This window comes from Paraburkholderia sp. MM6662-R1 (assembly GCF_050436245.1).
GTDB classification, from domain to species: domain Bacteria; phylum Pseudomonadota; class Gammaproteobacteria; order Burkholderiales; family Burkholderiaceae; genus Paraburkholderia; species Paraburkholderia tuberum.
This window is the reverse complement of record NZ_JBNDLV010000004.1, coordinates 1,840,941-1,861,334: the sequence shown is the minus strand read 5'-3', so window position 1 is coordinate 1,861,334 and position 20,394 is coordinate 1,840,941. Positions and strand designations below refer to the sequence as shown.

Annotated in this window: 21 protein-coding genes and 1 pseudogene; 7 read left to right on the top strand and 15 right to left on the bottom strand. The window is 62.8% G+C overall.

Annotation, left to right across the window (positions count from 1 at the left end):
* Positions 1 to 13: 13 nt before the first annotated feature.
* The 5 genes from OKW39_RS38460 to coxB are packed head-to-tail and all read right to left on the bottom strand — an operon-like array spanning position 14 to position 5,485.
* Entirely contained in the window at positions 14 to 1,342 is a 1,329-nt protein-coding gene (locus OKW39_RS38460; protein WP_429565032.1) for a c-type cytochrome, read from the bottom strand.
* Positions 1,342 to 1,758 carry a hypothetical protein gene (locus tag OKW39_RS38455; protein WP_090810418.1) on the bottom strand — a complete coding sequence of 139 codons (417 nt, stop codon included), beginning with the start codon at positions 1,756 to 1,758 and terminating at the stop codon, positions 1,342 to 1,344. Before OKW39_RS38455 ends, OKW39_RS38460 begins: the two co-directional genes overlap by 1 nt.
* Positions 1,755 to 2,396: a cytochrome c oxidase subunit 3 gene (locus OKW39_RS38450; protein WP_429334303.1), complete on the bottom strand. Its 642-nt coding sequence runs from the start codon at positions 2,394 to 2,396 to the stop codon at positions 1,755 to 1,757. The genes OKW39_RS38455 and OKW39_RS38450 overlap by 4 nt, the downstream gene beginning before the upstream one ends.
* Before the next feature lies 1 nt (position 2,397).
* On the bottom strand, positions 2,398 to 4,395 hold the full coding sequence (gene ctaD, locus OKW39_RS38445; protein ID WP_429334304.1) for a cytochrome c oxidase subunit I: 1,998 nt from the start codon (positions 4,393 to 4,395) through the stop codon (positions 2,398 to 2,400).
* A gap of 28 nt (positions 4,396 to 4,423) precedes the next feature.
* Complete coding sequence (gene coxB, locus OKW39_RS38440; RefSeq protein ID WP_429565031.1) at positions 4,424 to 5,485, bottom strand: cytochrome c oxidase subunit II; 1,062 nt, start codon at positions 5,483 to 5,485, stop codon at positions 4,424 to 4,426.
* 357 nt (positions 5,486 to 5,842) lie between these two features.
* Between coxB and OKW39_RS38435 the strand changes: the two genes are divergently transcribed.
* The 3 genes from OKW39_RS38435 (at position 5,843) to OKW39_RS38425 (ending at position 7,167) form a co-directional block, all read left to right on the top strand.
* On the top strand, positions 5,843 to 6,280 hold the full coding sequence (locus OKW39_RS38435; protein WP_429565030.1) for a DUF2778 domain-containing protein: 438 nt from the start codon (positions 5,843 to 5,845) through the stop codon (positions 6,278 to 6,280).
* Entirely contained in the window at positions 6,277 to 6,552 is a 276-nt protein-coding gene (locus OKW39_RS38430) for a hypothetical protein (RefSeq protein ID WP_429565029.1), read from the top strand. Before OKW39_RS38435 ends, OKW39_RS38430 begins: the two co-directional genes overlap by 4 nt.
* 141 nt (positions 6,553 to 6,693) lie before the next feature.
* Complete coding sequence (locus OKW39_RS38425; RefSeq protein WP_429565028.1) at positions 6,694 to 7,167, top strand: DUF2778 domain-containing protein; 474 nt, start codon at positions 6,694 to 6,696, stop codon at positions 7,165 to 7,167.
* Positions 7,168 to 7,658: 491 nt separating this feature from the next.
* Here OKW39_RS38425 and OKW39_RS38420 read toward each other — a convergent pair whose 3' ends face one another.
* Complete coding sequence (locus tag OKW39_RS38420) at positions 7,659 to 7,988, bottom strand: hypothetical protein (protein ID WP_429565027.1); 330 nt, start codon at positions 7,986 to 7,988, stop codon at positions 7,659 to 7,661.
* A 264-nt stretch (positions 7,989 to 8,252) separates the two neighbouring features.
* On the opposite strand from OKW39_RS38420, the pseudogene OKW39_RS38415 reads away from it, so the two are divergent.
* A pseudogene (locus OKW39_RS38415) lies at positions 8,253 to 10,600 on the top strand (penicillin acylase family protein).
* Between the two features lie 43 nt (positions 10,601 to 10,643).
* Here the strand turns inward: OKW39_RS38415 and OKW39_RS38410 are convergent.
* Complete coding sequence (locus OKW39_RS38410) at positions 10,644 to 11,609, bottom strand: PDR/VanB family oxidoreductase (RefSeq protein WP_429565026.1); 966 nt, start codon at positions 11,607 to 11,609, stop codon at positions 10,644 to 10,646.
* Positions 11,606 to 12,691, bottom strand: coding sequence for a Rieske 2Fe-2S domain-containing protein (locus OKW39_RS38405; protein WP_429565025.1), 1,086 nt, complete (start codon positions 12,689 to 12,691; stop codon positions 11,606 to 11,608). Before OKW39_RS38405 ends, OKW39_RS38410 begins: the two co-directional genes overlap by 4 nt.
* Positions 12,692 to 12,876: 185 nt before the next feature.
* On the opposite strand from OKW39_RS38405, the gene OKW39_RS38400 reads away from it, so the two are divergent.
* Positions 12,877 to 13,377, top strand: a complete 501-nt coding sequence (locus OKW39_RS38400; protein ID WP_429565024.1) for a MarR family winged helix-turn-helix transcriptional regulator — start codon at positions 12,877 to 12,879, stop codon at positions 13,375 to 13,377.
* A 20-nt stretch (positions 13,378 to 13,397) separates the two neighbouring features.
* On the opposite strand, the gene OKW39_RS38395 is transcribed toward OKW39_RS38400, so the two are convergent.
* Entirely contained in the window at positions 13,398 to 14,336 is a 939-nt protein-coding gene (locus tag OKW39_RS38395) for an NADP-dependent oxidoreductase (RefSeq protein WP_429565023.1), read from the bottom strand.
* Positions 14,337 to 14,537: 201 nt separating this feature from the next.
* Between OKW39_RS38395 and OKW39_RS38390 the strand changes: the two genes are divergently transcribed.
* Together OKW39_RS38390 and OKW39_RS38385 are read left to right on the top strand one after the other, a co-directional pair.
* A complete protein-coding gene (locus OKW39_RS38390; RefSeq protein WP_429565022.1) occupies positions 14,538 to 14,771 on the top strand; it encodes a DUF2795 domain-containing protein in 234 nt (77 codons plus the stop codon).
* A 62-nt stretch (positions 14,772 to 14,833) separates the two neighbouring features.
* Complete coding sequence (locus OKW39_RS38385; RefSeq protein WP_429565021.1) at positions 14,834 to 15,745, top strand: DUF72 domain-containing protein; 912 nt, start codon at positions 14,834 to 14,836, stop codon at positions 15,743 to 15,745.
* Here OKW39_RS38385 and OKW39_RS38380 read toward each other — a convergent pair.
* From OKW39_RS38380 to OKW39_RS38355, 6 genes are all read right to left on the bottom strand, one after another.
* Positions 15,737 to 16,399: a UdgX family uracil-DNA binding protein gene (locus tag OKW39_RS38380; protein WP_184039215.1), complete on the bottom strand. Its 663-nt coding sequence runs from the start codon at positions 16,397 to 16,399 to the stop codon at positions 15,737 to 15,739. The two genes, OKW39_RS38385 and OKW39_RS38380, sit on opposite strands and share 9 nt — an antisense overlap.
* A 27-nt stretch (positions 16,400 to 16,426) precedes the next feature.
* Positions 16,427 to 16,579 (bottom strand): DUF6496 domain-containing protein, encoded by a 153-nt coding sequence (locus OKW39_RS38375; RefSeq protein ID WP_018437257.1) that lies wholly within the window; start codon positions 16,577 to 16,579, stop codon positions 16,427 to 16,429.
* 126 nt (positions 16,580 to 16,705) lie between these two features.
* On the bottom strand, positions 16,706 to 17,377 hold the full coding sequence (locus OKW39_RS38370) for a hypothetical protein (protein ID WP_316251716.1): 672 nt from the start codon (positions 17,375 to 17,377) through the stop codon (positions 16,706 to 16,708).
* 8 nt (positions 17,378 to 17,385) lie between these two features.
* Positions 17,386 to 18,792, bottom strand: a complete 1,407-nt coding sequence (locus OKW39_RS38365) for a selenium-binding protein SBP56-related protein (RefSeq protein ID WP_429565020.1) — start codon at positions 18,790 to 18,792, stop codon at positions 17,386 to 17,388.
* 262 nt (positions 18,793 to 19,054) lie between these two features.
* Complete coding sequence (locus OKW39_RS38360; protein ID WP_018424627.1) at positions 19,055 to 19,495, bottom strand: zinc-finger-containing protein; 441 nt, start codon at positions 19,493 to 19,495, stop codon at positions 19,055 to 19,057.
* Between the two features lie 107 nt (positions 19,496 to 19,602).
* Complete coding sequence (locus OKW39_RS38355; protein ID WP_429565019.1) at positions 19,603 to 20,280, bottom strand: DJ-1/PfpI family protein; 678 nt, start codon at positions 20,278 to 20,280, stop codon at positions 19,603 to 19,605.
* Between the last annotated feature and the right edge of the window lie 114 nt (positions 20,281 to 20,394).

Genomic DNA, 20,394 nt, shown 5'->3' with positions numbered 1-20,394 from the left:
GGCGCGTTGGCATTTACTTGCGCAATGCGCCGCGCACGCTCGACACATCGTTTCGCGTGACCGGTCCGGCCATATTTCCCCATGTGGTCCGAACAAACGTGAGCACGCGCGCCATTTCGGTGTCCGTCAGCTTGCCGGCGAAAGACGGCATCTTGCGCGGCTCCGGTCCCGACTCGGTATGCGGACTGCCCCCGCCTTCGACCAGCAAGCGCACCAATGACGCGCTCGACGCCGACAACACCGCGGGGTTGCCCGCGAGGCGCGGATACTTGTTCGGCACCCCCGCCCCATCCATCTGATGACAGCGCGCGCAATACGATGCGTAAATGCCCGCGCCGGGTCTTTCCACATCCCCGGTTTTCAGCGCCCGTACGGTTTGCTGCGCGGCGGCGGAGCGGGCGTTGAAATAGCCGCTTGGCGCGCGCGGCGGCAGGCTCTTCAAATACGCGGCGATCGCCGCGAGATCGTCGTCGTTCAGGTACTGCGTGCTGTCTTCGACGACCTGAACCATGCTGCCGAACGGGATGAGTCCGCCGCCGTGGCCGTTTCGAAGGAACTCGACGATGTCGGTCGCGGAACTGCGGCCGAGCCCCGAGCCCGGGTCGGCGCTCAGGTTCGGCGCGAACCAGTGATCGTTGGTGCCTCCCGTCAGATAGGCCGATGCCGACTCGTCATAGCCGCGCTCTTCGTACGCCGGTCCGCGCGGCGTGTGGCAGGCGCCGCAATGGCCGAGCGATTGCACCAGATACGCGCCGCGATTCCATTGCGCATCGCGTTTCGCATCGGCTTTGAACTGGCCTTTCGGCGCGAATGCCCAGTCCCAGAACATCAATACCCAGCGCTGATTGAATGGAAACGGCAAGCGCGTTTGCGGGGCGGGCGCCGCGACCGGTTGCACGCCGTGCATGAAGTATGCGTAGAGAGCATGCATGTCGTCATCGGTGATCTTCGCGAACGACGGGTACGGCATCGCCGGATAAAGCCGCTTGCCCCCAGGCGCGATGCCCTCGCGCAACGCGCGCGCGAAGTCGTCATAGCTATAGCGGCCGATGCCGTATTGCGGGTCCGGCGTGATGTTCGCCGTATAGATCTTGCCGAACGGCGAACCCATGCCGAGGCCGCCGGCAAACGGCGGCGTTGCTTCAGGCGCCGCCCCCGGATGCGGCACGCGCGGCGCGGCGGTGTGGCAACCGGCGCAATCGGCGGCTTTGGCGAGATATGCGCCGCGCGCGACCTGCGCGGCGTCGGTGGAGGCGCTGGCGGCGTTTGCGGTCGCTGCTATCGTCAGCGGGCATGCGGCCGCGATGGCGAACCTGAGCGCGTTGAGAACGTCGCGCTTCATCACCACCACCTGCACGGCGATACGATCGCGACCGCGGCATCCGTTGCGATCAATGCGAACAGAAACAGCGTGCTGCACATCACCGCGACGCGCGTCAGAAACCAGTCGAGTTCGGCACGCGTGCGGCGCTCGCCGTTCAGCGCACCGAACTTCAGTGGCGCGACGCGGCGCAAATTGCGCCACGCGACCCACGTGCCGAACGCGCCCGCGATCAGACACACGGTGCCGAGCGCGACGAGCGCCGGACGCATCCACGACACGAGCGGCGCGCCGAGCGGATGGTTGTACGGATAGCAGGCCTGCGCCGCGAGCGCTTCCGCGAGCATCATCTGCAACAGCCACGCGAACGGCGCCGCGAGGAGACCGATCAGCACGTAGGGCATCGAGATGTGCGAGTCTCTGGGCGCTGTCGTCATGACCACTCCCGAAACAGATACGGCGTCAGATACAGCGTGCTGAAAATGAACAGCCAGACGGCATCGACGAAGTGCCAATACAGCCCACCGACCGACAGCGCCGCGCAGCGTTTGTCGTCGAAATAGCCGAGCGCGGTCCAGATCGCCAGCAGCGTCAGCACGACGATCCCGACCAGTACGTGCGCCATGTGAAAGCCGGTAATCGTGAAGTACAGCGAACCATAGAGATGCGAGGTCAGCCCATAGGGGTGGTTGTGCCATTCGCGCAACTGAATGCCCAGGAAGATGCAGCCCAGCACGATGCCCACCGCCATCGACGCGACACCGAGCCGCAATCGCCGCCGACGCACGCAGCGCTCGCAGAACCAGACGAACACGCTGCTCGATAGCAGAATGACCGTATTCGCGCTGCCGAGCCCGAGCTTCGGCAATCCTTCCGGCGGCCAATGCTGCTGGCTTTGCGAGGCCAGATACAGATACGAGAAGATCAGATAGCCGAACAGCGCGCCTTCGGTCGTGATCAGCGTGAAGCAGCCCCACCAGCCGCTCGATCGCTCGCCGGCGCTGCCAACCGGCAACGCACGCGCGGTCTCGTCCGGTTCGCTCGACGAGCGATTGAGATCCAGTGCATCGCTCATGTCAGCCTCCCGCATCCTCGACCGCGACCGGCTCGCGCTGGATCAGCGCGCGCTCGGGCCACAGCCACGTGATGATCGAGACCGCGCAGCCGGCCAGCATCGCCCCCACGAACACCCAGGCGGTCAAGGCGAGCCCCGCGAACAATAGCGCGGCAAAGACCGCGAGCCAGAACGGCGCGTACGAATCTTCGGGCATCTTCAGGATCACGTCGGGACTCGCCTCGAGCGCGGTCGTGCCCAACGCTTCGCGACCTTGCGCGAGCAGATAGCCTTCGTCGAGTTGCGAGCGTGTTTGAACCGCGTCGCCCGGCTCCTCGATCCGGCCTTCCCACAACGGATGCCGGCTCGCGAGCGTCGGCACCACCGCGAAGTTGTACGGCGGCGGCGGCGAGCTGATCGACCATTCGAGCGTCGGCGCGTCCCACGGATTGTTGCCGGCGACCTTTCCGCGCCTCAGGCTCACCGCGATATCGATCAGAAACAGCAGCACGCCGGCCGCAAACAGGAACGAACCGAGCGACGTGACGAGATTCACCGTGTTCCAGCCCATGTCGGCGGGATACGTGTACATGCGGCGCGGCATGCCGAGCAGTCCCGCGATATGCATCGGAAAGAACGCGACGTTGAAGCCGATGAAGAGCACCCAGAACGCGAGCTTGCCGAGACGCTCGTTCGTCATCCTGCCGGTGAATTTTGGAAACCAGAAGTAGATGCCGCCGATCACCGGAAATACGTTGATGCCAAGCAGCACGTAGTGCAGATGCGCGACGACGAAGTACGTGTCGGTGAGTTGCCAGTCGAACGGCACCGCGGCCGTCATCACGCCGGAGACGCCGCCGATCACGAACAGCAGCACGAAGCCCGCGAAAAACAGGAACGGCACGCGATACACGGGGCGACCGGTCCAGATCGTCGCGACCCAGGCGAACGTCGCGACCGCGCTCGGCACCGCGATGACCATGCTGGCCGAGCCGAAGAACGACAGCGCGAGCGCGGGGATACCGGTCGCGAACATATGGTGAATCCACACGGCAAAGCCGACCACCATCGTCGCGACCGTCGCCAACGCGACCGGCCCGTAACCGACCAGCGGCCGGCGGCAAAAGACCGGCAACGCATCCGACACGATACCCATGGCCGGCAACACGACCACGTAGACCCACGGGTGCGCGAAAATCCAGAACAGGTGCTGCCAGAGCAGCGGCCGCCCGCTATTGAGCACGTCGAAGAAATGCGTGCCGATGCGGCGGTCCATCCACAGCATCAGAAACGCGAGGCTCACCGACGGCACCGCCAACAGATTGCCGGCCGACGCGGTCAGCGTGCCCCACACGAGCACCGGCACGCGATCGAGCGACATGCCCGGCGCGCGCATCCTCAGTAGCGTGACGACGAAGTTCATCGCGCCGACCGTCGTCGAAATGCCGAGCAGCACCATGCCTAGCGCGTACACGTCGATATTCGGGCCGTTGCTGTACTCGAGGTCGGACAGCGGCACGTAGTTGAACCAGCCGGCGTCGGGGGCCTGTCCCGTCGGAAAACTCGCATACAGGAAGATGCCGGCGAACAGGAACACCCAATACGACAGCGCGTTCAGGCGCGGAAAGGCCATGTCGCGCGCGCCGAGCACGAGCGGCCATAGATAGTTCGAGAAGCCGGACAGAACGGGCAGCGCGTACAGAAAGATCATCGTCAGTCCGTGCATCGTGAACAGCTGGTTGTACTGTTCGGGCGTCAGCACCGTTGCGTTGGGGCGCGCCAGTTGAACGCGCATGATCAGCGCTTCGACGCCGCCCATCAGCAGAAAGATGAACGCGGTCACCAGGTAGCGCAAGCCGATGGTCTTGTGATCGACCGTCGAGAACCAGCCGCGCCAGCCGGGCCGCGACTCCCAGATTTCGCGCAGCCGCTTTTCCTGCTCGCTGCCGAGCTCGACACGGCCGCGCCGCGGCGTGCGGGTCAGCGCGGGTAGCGAAGCGGAAACGGGATGATCGGACATTGAACGGGCTCCTCGAGTGCGATGCGCTTCAATGCAGCGTCGCGAGATACGCCGACAACGCGGCGGCCTCGCTGGTGGTCAGCGCGATACTGGGCATCAATGCATCGGGTTTGATCCGCTGGGCGTGCTCGATCCAGTCGAGCAGATGGTCGGGCGTGTTGCTGAGCGCGCCTGCCGCGACCGTGCGACGCGAACCGAGATGGGTCAGATCGGGTGCCTGCACGCCAGTCGCCTTGGTGCCGCGAATCGTGTGGCAGCCCGCGCAGCGCTCCTCGAACAGATGCTGGCCGGCCGCGACGGCCGCGTCGCCCGTGGGCACGGTGGCAGCGCGTCCCTGCGCGTCGCGCCACGCGTTGAACGCCGCGGCGTCCTGCGCGATCACTTCGAACGCCATATGCGCGTGCTGCGCGCCGCAGAACTGCGAGCACTGCCCACGATAAATACCGGGACGGTCCGCCTGCAGCCACTGCTCGTTGGTTTGGCCTGGAATCGTCTCCGTCTTGCCCGCGAGTTGCGGTACCCAGAATGCGTGCACGACGTCCGCGCTTTTGAGTTCGATCTTCACCGGCTCACCGACCGGAATATGAATCTCGTTCGCCGTGGTGAAGTTGCGGGCGGGGTTCGGATCGTCGCGGTAATCGGCTTTCCACCACCAGTCGTAAGCGGTCACGGTGATCGTCAATTGCGGATCCGACGCGGGCGACGCCACCGATTCGAGCGTGATCAATGCATAGACCAGCATCGCCAACAGCACGACCGACGACACCGCGGTACCGATGAACACCCAGCGGATGCCGCCGGGCTCGGCGCTCAGCGCATCCGGTTGCGCCGCGGGACGCTTGCGGACCATCGCGCCGATCAACAGGCCAGCGACGAACAGCGTGACCAGCGTCACGATCGCGGTGAAAACCCAGCCGAGGTACAGCGTCGGACGAGCGGCCGGGCCAGCCGCATGCAGGAAGTAGTTCAGCGGCGCCACCGTGTTCGCGTGTGCGGAGTTGGCGAAACCGATAGCGAGCGCCGGTAACAACGTGACGCTGCCGCGCGTGACGCGCCGGCCTGACGTTCTGGATGCTTCCGCTGCTGCCACTGAGAACCCCGCTGACAGTGATGACCTTTCGACACGCGCCGTCCCCTGCGAACGAGGCGACGTCCGAGCACATCAGCAAAAATCAGGCCGCGTCTGCCGAGGGTGCGGGCGTGAGGTTCGCACTGACTCGAACAGGTCAGCAGAAGGGTGCATTCGCTCGGTTATGCGAACGCGTAGACGAGTTGCTGCGTAGGCAGGAATTGTTGCTGCGGAAATTTTTTCAATAATGGCCTTCTCAAAATAAATTGCCTTTAAAATGGCCGCGCGGCATAACTGAACTATTTTTCTTATATCACACTTGTCAGTCGATATGGAGGACTGATGCTTCAATGCTCATTCAAACTGAATAATAAGCCAATGAGCGAATTTCGCATTGGCGCTCTATCCTTTCCTGCATACTCGGGGCAGGAGAATTATATCAATAAGGCTGTTGGAATGTGCACGCCGAAGTATGGCGCTATTCCCGTCGGCAGATATTACATCTTCGACAGAAGATCCGGAGGCATTCTCGGACCATGGAAAGATCGGCTTAACCTGAATGGCAATAACAAGAGCGAATGGTTCGCGCTCCACGCTATCGACGGCGATATTGATGACGATGAGCTCTTGTGCGACGGCATCGCTCGTGGCCGATTTCGATTGCATCCAAAGGGAAGATTGGGGAAGAGCGAGGGCTGCATAACTATCGATCAACTCGCGGACTGGCGTCATATCCGTTCAATACTTTCCGATACGCCGAAAGTCTCAGTTCCCGGATCGAAACTTAAAGCGTACGGTGAAGTGACGGTGAGATGAAAAAGCTCCTAATCTGCCTCGCGGTCGGTTTCGGCTTACTGCTCGCAATCTTTGCCAATGCGCTGTGGTGGATGATGAATCCCGAAGCGCCCTTGAACTTTTCGAATCCGATATGGAAATGGGCGGTTCGTATGTATGGGGTCACGACGGCATATCAAAAATCCGACCTGGCCTTCCTCATGTCGTCGGCCGCAATCGTGCTAGGGTTCGCCGCAGCTGTGCTGATTTTCCGGCGGAGCAGGAAGCGTGGTCAGCGAAAGCTTGACGACTAGCCATCTCACGGTGGAAATAATCGCTGTTGGCGCGGAAATTTTTTAATAGCGGTTTTCTCAAAACAAATCGCCTTTAAAATGGCCGCACGGCATCACCGAACTATTTTTTATTTCACTCTTTCCAGTCGATATGGAGGACTGATGCTTCAATGCTCATTCAAACTGAATAATAAACCGATGAGCGAATTTCGGATTGGCGCACTATCGTTTTCCGCTTACTCTGGGCAGCAAGGTTATATCAATAAGGTGGCCCTAACGTGCACGCCGGTCTTCGGCGCCATACCGGTCGGCAGATACTATCTCTTTGATCGAAGATCTGGCGGGAAGCTCGGCCCGTGGAAAGATGCGCTCAACCTGAACGGCAATAACAAGAGCGAATGGTTTGCGCTCCATGCAATCGACGGGAATATCGACGATGACTCGGTCCTTTGCGATAACATCGTTCGCGGCCAGTTTCGTTTGCATCCAAAGGGGAGATTCGGTAGGAGCGAGGGGTGCATAAGGATCGACCAGCAAAGTGATTGGCAGCGTATCCGCTCGATACTCACCGATACACCGAAAGTATCAGTACCCGGGTCTGAACTTAAAGCGTACGGCGTAGTGACGGTGGCATGAAAACAATCCTGCTCTGTCTAGCTGTCGGCATAGCTTTCGTGCTCGCAATCTCTGCTAATGCAGTCTGGTGGATTTGGCATCCGGATACGCCCTTGAACTTTTCGAACCCGATATGGAAATGGGCGGTTCGTATGTATGGGGTCAAGACGGCGTATCAAGAATCCGACTTGGCCTTCCTCATATCGTCGGCCGCAATCGCGCTAGGGTTCGCCGCAGCTGTGCTGGTTTTCCGGCGGAGCAGGAAGCGTGGTCAGCGAAAGCTTGACAACTAGCCGTCTCCCGGTGGAAATAATCGCTATCTCAGCACCACATGTTGCGCCTGAAGCCCGCCGCCCAGCGGGTTTCGCGCGGCTAGCTCCGCTCGCACGTCCGGTCGCGCAGCCTTGAAAACCGTGTCATGCGATTGACGGCGCCCAGCGCTTTCGGCAAGGCTTCTTGCACTCGTGGACTGAGAACATTCTTCAAGGCAGTTTTGCCTTGGCACGGTCCCATCATGACGGCGGTAGCTCAATTTCTCCGTCGCCGCCTTCCGCCGATGTGTCGTATATCAGATAGTCCTCTGTCCAGAACAGCCGGATTCGCTCCGGATATCGATAAACTCGCTCGGCGAGCAATTCCGCCGTAGTTGCGCGGTACAGCCTCAAGGCGATCCGGTGACGGGGCAGATATGCATACCGCGCGATGTATTTCCCGTCATCTGATTTCTGATCGTGAAATGTGGCTCCTTTTATTTGCGTGACCGCGGAACGATACTGGACCGCCCCGAGCGCGATAATCGCACTCATCGTTACGATGAACACCCTGGCGGGAAGCGATCGCAAGGCCTTGCTCCTGAAGACATTCATTGATCAAAAATGCACGACGATCGATGACACGGGGTATAGCTTCTCGCTCCAGATTCAACGTTCGTAAACTACTGATGACCGGAATGCGGGAGCACTGTTTTCTAGCCACCTGACATTAATAGCTAACTGACAGTTCGAAAGAAATCAGAGCACGCCCAATCGGGGCGTCCAGTCACAATCTTTCTTGACGCCGAGCGACACGCCCGTCACCGCTCAACGTTCGCCCAACCACAAAAGGCCATGCGTTCGAACGTCTCTCTGCTCCGCCGCCTCGCCGCCCTGCTGATCGCCCTACCCGTCGCCGCCGCTCTGCCAAGCTGCGCGAGCCCCGATGCGGACAACGTCGCGCACACCGGCCCGTATCGCGCCGACATCCGCCGCGCCGCGCTCGGCATTCCGCACATCAACGCCGACAACTGGGGCAGCCTCGGCTATGGATACGGCTACGCGCAGGCGCAAGACAATCTGTGCACGATGGCCGAAAGCTTCGTCACCTATCGCGGCGAACGCTCGCGCTTCTTCGGCGCCGACGCGCGGCCCACGCTCGGCGCGACGTTCGGCCAGCCCAACAATCTCAATGCGGATTTCTTTTTCCGTTTCATCGTCGACGATGCGACCGTCGCGCGTTACCGCAAAAGCCAGACCGACGACATGCGCGCGTTGATCGACGGCTTCGTCGCCGGCTATAACCGCTACGTCGCCGATCTCGCGCACGGGGATTTCCCGGGCGCGCATGCGGCCTGCCGCGCGGCGCCGTGGCTCGGCAAGGTCAGCAACGCGGACTTGTACCGGCGTCAGATCGCGGCGAATCTGGCCGGTGGCGAGGCGCGCTTCATCAACGCGATCGCGACCGCGCAACCGCCCCAGCCGATGCCGGTGCCGCCGCCAAGCGCGTTGCACGACGGCGCCCCCGTCGACCCACCGCTCGCGGAATTCGGCGGCCATGCGGGCATCGGCAGCAACGCTCTCGCGTTCGGCGCGGACGCGACGCACACCGGCAGCGCGCTGCTGCTCGGCAATCCGCACTGGTTCTGGACCGGCCCCGATCGCTTCTACCAGGCTCAACTCACTATTCCTGGCAAGCTGAACGTCAGCGGCGTGTCGTTTCTCGGCGTACCGCTGATCATGATCGGCTTCAACGACAACGTCGCCTGGACCCATACCGTCTCCACCGCGAAGCGCTTCGGCCTCTTCAAGCTGACGCTCGAACCTGGCGCGCCAACCCGGTATCAGGTCGACGGCAACAGCGAAGCGATGACGCCGACGCGCGTGAACGTCGAGGTACGCGCCGCCGACGGTTCGCTGCATACCGTGTCGCGCACGCTGTATCGTTCGCGCTTCGGACCGCTGGTCAATCTCGGCACGATGTCGCCCGCGCTCGCGTGGAATGCGCAGCAGGCGTTCGCGCTGCGCGATATCAATACCGACAACTTCCGCGTGTTCGAAAACTTCTGCGCATGGAATCAGGCGGCCTCGCTCGACGATTTCATCGCCATCCAGAAGAAGAACGCGGCGGTGCCGTGGGTCAACACGCTCGCGATCGGCCGTGACGATCCGCGCGTCTCGACGGTTCGCGCAGCGACTGCGACTGGCGCGACGAGCCCGGCGCGGTACAGCATCATGCGTTGCCGGTCGCGCAGATGCCGTCGCTGCTTCGGCGCGACTATGTCGGCAATTTCAACGACAGTTACTGGCTCAGCAACCCGGCCGCACCGATGACCGGCTATGCGAAGATCATCGGTGCGACCGCGACGCCGCAGACGCTGCGCACGCGACTGGGCCATACGATCGCGGCGCAATTGCAGAGCGATCCGCATGGCGTTTGCGCCGATACACTCGGTCACGCTGCGCTCGACAGCCGCTCGATGTCGGCGTTGCTGTTCAAGCAACCCGTGCTCGACCGTCTGTGCGGCAGCGACGCACTCGCGGCCCTGCCGGCCGGCCCGAACGCCGACCCGCAGCGCGCGGCGTGCAAGGTACTCGCCGCATGGGACGATACGGCCGCGGCCGACGCAGTGGGGGCAACCTTGTGGGACGAACTGTGGCGACGTCTGCTGACGATACGGCCCGCGCAGCTATACGCGGTACCGTTCGATCCCGCGAAGCCGTTGACCACACCCGCGGGCATCGCCGCCGATCCGCCGCAGCTCGCCGCCGCGCTGCATGACGCGCTCGCGGCACTGCAACGCGCCGGCATCGCGATCGATGCACCGCGCAGCGTGGCGCTCTACGTGCAACGCAACGACGAGCGCATTGCGCTATTCGGGGGTTGCGACGCGGGCGGCTATTTCACCTCGGCGTGTGCCGCGCATCCCTTCGATGCGAGCGGCTATTCGATGAACGTCAAGCCAATGGGCGACACCTATCTGCAGATAGTGTCGTTCGCCGGCGCTCAGGTGATCGCGCGCACGCTGCTCGCACCGTCAGAATCGGATGACCCGGCGTCGCCGCACTATGCCGACGGGACGCGCGATTACGCGGCCCAACGCTGGGCGATTATTCCGTTCTCCGAAGAAGCGATTGCGCACGATCCGGCGTTGAGTGTGCGCACGGTAAGTTCGTCGGATTCCGAGGGAAAAGCGCAATAAATAAGCGGTACGACGGGCAACAGGCCCGTCGTACCGCGGAAAATCACAGATCGAGCACCAGCAGCGGCGATTTCGCGCGCGAGCAGCACGGCAGGAACTGATCGTTTGCCGCGCGTTCCTCGTCGGTCAGATACGAATCCAGATGATCCGGCTCGCCGGACAGCACCCGCGTCAAACAGGTACCGCACACGCCCTGCTCGCACGACGTGATCACTTCGACGCCATGCGCGGCCAGCGCCTGCACGACCGTGCATTCGGGCGGCACGTCGATCGTCGCGCCGCTGCTCGCGATGCGCACCTGGAAGCTGCCGCCCGTCGCCGCCTGATTCGCGGCCGCGCCGAAGAACTCGTAGTGCAGCCTGTGTTCCGGCCAGCCCTTCGCACGCGCGGTCTCGAGCACGAAGTCCATGAAGCCGCGCGGTCCGCAGACATACAGGTGGGTGCCGGCCGGCGCATCGCTGAGCGTCTGCTCGATATCGAACGTCGAGCCGCCCGGATGGTCATCGTGATGAAGCTGGACCGACTTCGCGAAGCCAGCTTGTGCAAGACGCTCGACGAACGCCGTGCGTTCCTTCGAGCGCGTGCAGTAGTGCATGTCGAACGAAGCGCCCGTGGCGGCAAGCCGCTCGGCCATGCAAAGAATCGGCGTGACGCCGATCCCGCCCGCGAGCAGCAGATGATGAGCCGCATCGTCAGCGAGCGCGAAATGATTGCGCGGCGCGCTGATCTGCAGGCGATCGCCTTCGCGGACCAGATCGTGCACCGCTTTCGATCCGCCGCGTCCCCCTTCGTCGCGGAGCACCGCGATCAGATAGCGATGCGTTTCGCGCGGATCGTTGCACAACGAGTACTGACGCACGAGCCCGTTTGGCAAATGCACGTCGACGTGCGAGCCGGCGTCGAACGCCGGCAACGCCTGAGCGTTTTCGCTCGCGAGTTCGAAGCTCGCGATACCGAGCGCTTCGTCGCGCCGGCGCGCGACCACCACATTCAGCACGGGATGATTCATGTCGCCGTCCGCACGGGAATGACGCGCGTCACTTCAGCCTGCGGCGCGCCCGTCTCCGCGCGTTCCTGCGCGACGAGCCGATCGATCACGCGACGCGACATCACGCCGCCCGCATCGATATTGAGCTTCAGCAGATTGCGCTCGGGCCAGCGCAACAGGTTCTGCTGCTGACGTTCGAGCATCTCCAGATCTTCACTGAAGATCTTGCCCTGCCCTTCGCGGATGCTCGCGGTCAGCGCCGCATCGTCGGGACGGAAATTGCGCGCCATGCCCCAGAAATACCAGATCGACGTTTCCGTTTCCGGCGTGATGAAATCCACCACGATCGACGACGCTTTCTGGTCGGCCGGCGCGTGATAGCCACCCTGCCCGGCATGCGCGACGCCCACCTCGATCAGCACGTGACTCGGCGGCGTGAAGTGGCAGATCTGCCAACGGTCGACGGGCACGTCGTCGGCGAGACCATTGCCGCGCAACGCCATCTTCCAGAACGGCGGCGCCGCGACGTTTTCCATGAAACGGCTCGTGCGCACGGTATCGCCTTCGGCCACGGTTTTCGGCGCGGCTTCGTCGATTTCCTTTTGCCCGATGCTGTTCGCGTGCACATAGGTCTCGTGCGTCAGATCCATCAGGTTGTCGATCATTAGCCGGTAATCGCAGCGAATGTGATAAAGACCGCCGCCGTACGCCCATTCGGCACTCTCGGCCCACTCCAGATGATGCAGCTTGGCGGCATCGGCCTGCGCCGCATCGCCGGGCCACACCCAGACGAAGCCATAGCGCTCGATCGCTGGATAGCTGCGAATCGATGGAAAGCCGTTGACGCGTTGCCCCGGCATGCCGGTCGCCTTGCCCTGACAGCCCATTTCGAGGCCGTGATAGCCGCACACGAGCGTGCCATCGCGCACGAAACCGAGCGACAGCGGCGCGCCGCGATGCGGACAGAAGTCTTCGAGCGCCACCACGTCGCCTTCCGCGTTGCGATAGAAAACCATCGGCTCGCCGCAGATCTGCCGGCCGAGCGGCTTATCCGCGACTTCATCGGGCATACATGCGACGTACCACGCATTCTTGGGAAACATGTCAGTCTCACTCCCTGGATTATTCATTCACTGCATTCAGCCTACTCATTGAGATTCAGTGTACTCAATGCGTCTTTAATGATTAAATGAAGGTTTTCCCCTAGACGAACTTTCAATCAGGTAACACGAACGCCGGTTCGCCATTTCCATTCGCAACGAAAAGGCGCGAGGTCTTCAGAACTAATATGGTCACTTCAACCGATACCAGCACTTCCGCGATCAGCATCGATCTGTACGACCAGCCCGGCCATTTGATCCGACGCGCGCATCAGATTTCCGTGTCCATGTTTCATGATCTGATCGGACGCGAGGTGACGCCCGTTCAGTATGCGGTGCTCAGAATGCTGCAGGAATTGCCCGGACTCGATCAGGTCACGCTCGCGCAGCGAGTCGGCCTCGACACGTCGACCACCGCCGATATCGCGGTACGGCTCGAAGCGAAAGGCTGGATCGTGCGCGAAGTTCTGCCGCGCCGCCAGCGTCGTCTATTGCTGACGCCGACTGGAGAGCAGTTGCTCGATGAATTGATCCCCGGCGTCAACGCGCTCAATCACGGCCTGCTCGACGGGATGGGAGACGAGGATGCGCGAGAGCTATTGAGACTGTTGAGAAAGTTCGTGCATCTGAATAACGATCAGAGCCGCGCGCCGCTGCGCAGCGCGAGCGACGACGCGAATCCGAACTAGCAGACAGCGCGCTCTCCGTACTACGACGCCATCTCCACCACGATCTTGCCGCGCACGTGGCCTTTCGCGAGCCGTTCCAGCGCCTTGGCCGTCGCATCGAACGCAAACCGTTCGGCGACCACGACACGCACGCTGCCCTTGTCGAGCAACGACGCGATCTCCGTCAATTGCCGGCCGTCGGGTCGCGCGGTATAACGCGTGGCCCGTGCGCCATGGTTCGATGCCTCGGTCTGCGACGGCTCGTTGAGCGTCGAGACCAGCGCGCCACCGGTCGCGACCGCCGACCACGAGCGGCGCTGCGTATCGCCGCCGATCAGATCGAACACGAGGTCGATGTCGCGCGCGACGTCTTCGAAGCGCTGCGCGTGATAGTCGATCACGCGATCCGCACCGAGCGAGCGCACGAACTCGATGCCGTCGCCGGACGCCGTAGCGTACACTTGCGCGCCCTTCTGCTTGGCGAACTGCACGGCGAAATGTCCAACGCCGCCCGCGCCCGCATGGATCAGCACGCGGCCGCCGGCTTCGAGGCAGCCGTGATCGAACAGCCCCTGCCATGCGGTCAACGCGGCGAGCGGCACGGCGCCCGCGGACCCCACATCCAGTTTTTCCGGCGCATGCGCTAACGCGCTCGCGGACACGACGACGAATTCCGCGTACGCACCCTGTCCCTGGCCAACGAAGCCATACACCCGCTCGCCCGCGCGCCATTGCCCGACGCCCTCGCCGACCCGTTCGACCACTCCGGAAAAATCGCGCCCGAGCGTATAGGGCAGCTTCTCTTCGCGAATCAACGGGTACTGGCCCGAGCGCGTCTTCAGGTCCACCGGATTGGCGCTGGCCGCGCGCACGCGCACCAGCACCTGGCCGGCGCCAGGCTCGGGGATCTCGATCTTCTCGGCCTTGAACACCTCGGGACCGCCGAAGCGGTGAATGCGATATGCGAGCATCGTGCTCATGATGGCCTTCTCCTTGAAAGGTCCTGTGTCAGCGGCGCTATTTTGCCGGCTGCGCGCAATTCGCGTTCCTCGCTGGGTTCTTTTTCATCCGCACGACGTGCGCCGCTGGAAAACGCAACTCGAGCCCGCGCGCCGAGGCACGAGATATGCGAGAGGTACCGGTAGGCGCGCAGTCGTGATGTACTCATTCACGGAGGAACCATGTCACAGCACCCCGCCCATTCCCAGGATCACCGCCACCCCGGTCAGCCGAATCCCGCTGACGTCGAAAAAGCAATCAGTGATGTGAATTACCCGACCACACGCGAAAAGCTGGCCGCGCAGGCGCGCAAAAATCACGCGAATACCGACATCGTCGATCTGGTCGACCGTCTGCCCGATCACAATTTCGACAGCCCGGCCGCGGTGGCGAAGCAAATCGCGCGTATTCAATGACGCTGCGATCCGTCGAGTCGGAGCCGGACTCCGAACCCCATTCCGCCGGACCCGACGCGCGAATGAAGAAAACCGGCGATGTGCGTATCGGCATTTCCGGCTGGCGCTACCAAGGTTGGCGCGGCAGCTTTTACCCAGAGGATCTCAAACATGCAGCGGAATTAAAGTACGCGTCGGCGCTGTTCGGCACGATCGAAATCAACGGCACGCATTACAGCCTTCAATCGCTCGATAGCTGGCAGCGTTGGTACGCGCAAACGCCTGACGGCTTCGTGTTTGGCATCAAAGGCGCGCGCTACCTGACTCATGTGCTGCGGTTTCGCGATGCGAGCACACGTGTCGGCATCGCGAACTTCTTCGCGCAGGGGCTGCTCGCGTTGAACGAAAAGCTTGGTCCGATCCTATGGCAATTTCCGCCGTCGTTCCGATTCGAGCCCGAGGCAATGGAGCGCTTTCTGAGCGTGTTACCGTCCGACGTCGCGAGCGCATCGGCGCTGGCGAAGCACCATGATGCGCGTGTCAAGACGCCTTACGTCGCCATCGATCGCAAGCGGAAGTTGCGTCACGCGGTCGAAGTGCGCCACGCGAGCTTCGTCGATCCGGCGTTCGTGACCTTGCTTCGGCAATACGGGGTCGCGCTCGTCGTTTCAGATTCCACCGAACCGTGGCCCGTCGCCGAAGATCTGACGGCGGACTTCGTCTATCTTCGCCTGCACGGCAGCGAAGCCAAATACTCGGGTTCGTATGGGGACGACGCTCTGCAACGATGGGCCGAGCGAATCGATGCATGGCGCGGCGGCTCCCAGCCTGCCGACGCGCGCTTGATCGCGCCGCAACTCCGGCCGCCTCGCCGAGCCGCGCGAGACGTCTACTGCTACTTCGACAACGATGTAAAAGCTCGGGCGCCGTTCGACGCACAACGATTGATGAAAGGCCTCGGATTACGAGCGACGCACGCGCCGGCGTCATCCTGAGCGCTTGCCGCCGTGGGCCAGCTTCTGTGCGGTGCGCAACGCTGCGACGATGCGTTCGTACACCTCGCGACGCGTTTCAGGGTCCGGCGCGCGCAGCGCAAACGACGGATGGTACGTCGCGACCACGCGTTGCTCGCCGCGCTCGAGCGTTTTGTCGAACGCGTCCTGCAAGCGCGCGTGCGAGTCGTGAACAACCGCTTTCAACGCGGTCGCGCCCAGTGCCACGACCACGCGCACATGCGGCATGTCGAGTTCCTGCTCCAGCCAGTAGCCACAAGCATCCACTTCACGCTGAGCGGGCGTTTTGTGCAAGCGACGCTTGCCGCGCGCGATCCACTTGAAATGCTTGACGGCGTTCGTCACGTAGACGTCGTTACGCTTGACGCCCGCTTCTTCGAGCGCGCTGTCGAGCAACGCGCCGGCCGGCCCGACGAAGGGCTTGCCCTGCAGATCCTCCATGTCGCCGGGTTGCTCGCCGACCAGCACGATCGACGCGTGCCGCTGCCCTTCGCCGGGCACGGCCTGAGTCGCATTGCGCCAGAGCGCGCAACGGCGGCAATCGTCGAGCTTCGCCGGATGCTGATCGGGTTCGACATCCGCTGGCTCCGATTGCGGGTCGCCATGCGCGCGCTTTTTCTGCGGCCTGTCGGTCATGGGTACGACCGCGCGTGCTGAAGCAGCTTATTTCTCACTCTTCTTCGGAATCTTCGCGCCCGACTTGCGCGCCTGATTCAACGCGATCGCGACAGCCTGCTTGTGCGGCTTGCCATGCTTCGACTCGGTCTTGATGTTGTGCGACACGGTCTCTTTCGATGTCCCTTTCTTCAGCGGCATGATCTTCTCCGGGTGTAGATGACGAGAGGAAAAATCAGGACCCGCACGGAATGGCGTCCCTGCACCGAAGCTACGCAGCATATGCTGTGCCCGGGAGCCTCATCGGCCGGATCGGCCGCGTCGAAATCAACCGGAAACGCCCGCTGCCACCGCGTTCAACGCCAGCGACACGCCGCCCACCAGAATCAGACTCGACGCCCATACCGCATCGAGATTGAACCAGCTGCGCGACACGAACCTGAGCCCGAGGTAGCGATAAACGAGCCATGCGAGCACGCCGCCGGCCATCGTCATCGCGGCCGCATGCACCGCGGAGACCGACAGCGCCATGCGCAGACTCGTTTCGATCAGCGTTTGGGCGGCTTGGTGCGCGCTGTCCATTGCGTCTGCGCGGCACAGACCGAGGTAGATCGGCACCAGCATCAAGCCGGCGCCGTGCGCGATCGCCACCGCGAACGACCAGAGCGCGAGCCGCGACGGCGGAATTCTCGCCAGTACGCGCGGATGGCGCCGGCGCATCAGCAACACCAGACCGAAGCCGATCACCAGCACGCTCGCGCCGATCTGCATCTGACGCTGCCACGCGAGCACGCTGGCCAGCATCGCGAACGGCAGCATCATCAGCAATATGGCGAGCGCGTGCCCCGCCGCGAGATAAAGAAGCGCTACGACCAGCGCTTGCGAGCGCCGCTGCATCAGCGCGTTCGACACCGCGAGCGGCCACCCCATCGCCGGATTGAGTCCGTGATACACACCGCTCGCGAGGACGGCCAGCCACAGTGCCGCTTGCGGCGACACCGCGCCGCTCAAACGCCCACCGAGGGATAGCAGAACGAATCGGTCGAGCAGTCGCCGCCTTCGAGGCGAATCTGGTGCGCGCGATAGCCGGCGGGAAACTCGACGAAGTAATCTTCGGCGAGCTCGAGACCGCCATTGGGCTCGGCATGCGCCATCACTTGCACGCCGGGCACCCCATCCGGGTAGAACTGGTCGTCCCACGTCGAATAGAGCGAGTTGGTCCAGTAGATGCGCTTGCCGTCGCGACTGATCTCGACCATCTGCGGACCGCCGGCGAAAGCCTTGCCGTTCGGATGCGGCGCGCAATGTTCAATTCCACCAATGCGCACCGAGCCCGTCAATTTCGGCTTGCGCGGTTCGCTCACGTCGTACTGGCGCATCTCGCCGGTGCCCCAGCAGGAGACGTAGAGGAATTTATCGTCGATCGAAAGATCGATGTCGGTGACGAGCGGCGGCACCGCGCCGAAACCTTGCAGCAGCGGCGGCAACTCGTCGGCATGCGCGGGCTCCGGTGGAATGGTCGCGGTCTTTTCGATGTGGAAGTGGCCGCCTTCGCGCCACCAGGTCCAGATCGACCCTTCCAGATTCGTCGTATCGACCACGACGCCGATAAAGCCGTACTCGCGGCTCGGGTCGTGCGCGGGCCGCACTTCGAGCGCCATCTGATGATTCGCGCCGAGATCGAGCGTCTGCACGTTGCGCCTCGCGCGCAGATCCCAGCAGTGCACGCGGTGGCCGTATTTGTTCGCGAGCAGGTCTTCGGGCACGATGCCGTTTTCGAATTGCGGCGGCAGCGCCCATTCGGTCGACACCATGTAGTCGCGCGGCAGATTCCACCAGAAGTCGTAATGCTTTTCCTGCGCGCCGCGCTCGATTTCCCAGCGGCCCAGCACCTCGAATGTTTGGCAGTCCATGATGAAGATTCCGGGCGGCCCGTCGGTGCCGTCCTTGCCACCACCGCCGAGCGTGCTCACGTAGATGCCCTCCGGTCCGCAATGCACGGTGTGCGGACGCGAATAGCCGGTCTTGCGGAAAATTTCCTCCGGCTCGATGATCTTGTGAATCTTCGCCTGGGTCGGATGCGGCTTCGTATCGACGATATAGATGCGCGACGAGCGCATGCCCGGAATGATCAGATAGCGACGTTCCAGAAACGCGTGGCCCGTCAACGGCGACAACGCGGACGAACACGCGTTCCAGCCGAAGTGATGGAATTCGTCGCCCTTGTTCGGCACCGGCACCGTGTGGACCACCTGGCTATAAGTCGGCGAACCGGGCTTCACGTCGATCACGGCGAGCGCGTCGGGCCGCGAGGAGTCCGGACTTAGCAGCACCGTGTACGCGTATTCTTCCGCCGGCGCATCCATCGCGAGCTTCGGCGATGCATGAAAGGTAGGATCGGGGCGCATTCTCATGATGGCACTCTCCCTGTCGTTCGAACGGTTCTGAACGGAAGCCCGGCCCGCCAAAAATCGAGCCAGCGTAACTTTAGATTTGTAGTTCACGATAGCGACGGACGCAACCGGAAATATGCACCCGAACGCAGGTGCGGTCCGACTGCCGGGCCGCATCGCACGAGAACTGCCAATCTGGTGGGGGTGAAGAGGCGCGGGGAAGGAGGTATGGCGGCGTGGTATTGGAGGAATGAAAGGATGCTAGTCGCTTGGGGATATCACGCTATCTCGCACGCCGAGCCTCGACAAAGGCCTCGACATAACGCAGCGCCTGTTCGCACTGCTCGGGCGTGAACGCGTGAATGCTCGCCGGAACCGGATCGAAGCCAAGCTCGGTCGCGACCCACCGGATCGCTTTCGCGCGGGCTTCGAACGCGTTGACACCATCGCGGCGCACCTTCCCGGCAACGAGCGGTTCGAGCGCATCGTGCAGCTTGCTCTTCGACTCGCGCAACGTTGCGTCGGCGAGGCGGCCGAGCGGCAGGTTGTGTTTGCTGCGCGAATAAACGCCGATCCACGCCTGACATGCGGTGCAGATCCACAGCGGCCCTTGATCGCTGCGATAGGGGTAGGACTCGTCGCCGTAACGCGCGAGCAACGCACGGTTGCCGCAGTAGTCGCATGACGGCTGCGGCAGTGCCTTGACGGGCTTGCCTACGCGCATGGGGAGTGCCCCGGGGAAAATTCGCCGTACTTCATCGCATCGATCCGACTGGCGGAAACGGGTAAAGCCACACAGTTTAATGGAATGCCCGTATCCGCATGCAAGACTTAGCTTCTCTCCGCGATCTCCATCACCACCCGGCGCCGCGCCGCCAGGCCTTCCGCCGACCGTCGCCGGACCAGTTCCACCACCGCTTGCGGCGCCAACGCCGGATCGCCCGCGTCGAACGGCGGGGCTGGCGCGTATTCGAGTTCGAGCTGGATCGCCTGCGCCTCTTCTGCTCCCGCCAGTTCGGCCGCGACGGTCAACCCGAAATCGATGCCCGCTGTCACGCCGCCGCCGGTAATCAGATTGCCATCGCGGACCACACGCGCATGCGTCGGTATCGCGCCGAGCGGTGCAAGCAGCGAGTGAAACGCCCAGTGAGTCGTCGCGCGCCGCCCGCGCAGCAAGCCGGCCGCGCCAAGCAGCAACGCGCCGGTGCAGACCGACGTCACGTAGCGCGCGCTGGCGGCCTGTCGGCAAACGAAGTCGATCGTTTGCTCGTCTTGCAACAGGTCGGTCACGCCGCTTCCGCCTGGCACACAGATCACGTCGAGCGGCGGGCAGCTTTCGTAGGTCGTGCTCGGCGTCAGCACGAGCCCGTTACTCGACACCACGGGCTCCCGTGTCTTCCAGATCAGATGCATCGTGGCGCCCGGCAACGATGCAAGTACGTCGTGCGGGCCAGTCAGATCGAGTTGCTGTACTTTCGGAAACACCAGAAAACCGATTTGCAGGTTCATAGGGATACCTTATTCAGGGAGAAATCGAAACACGTGATCCGCCGCTTCTTCCAGGTGGACGGACTGATTCTATGCGCGTAGGCTTTGGCAAGACTGCCATTAACCCCAGTTTTT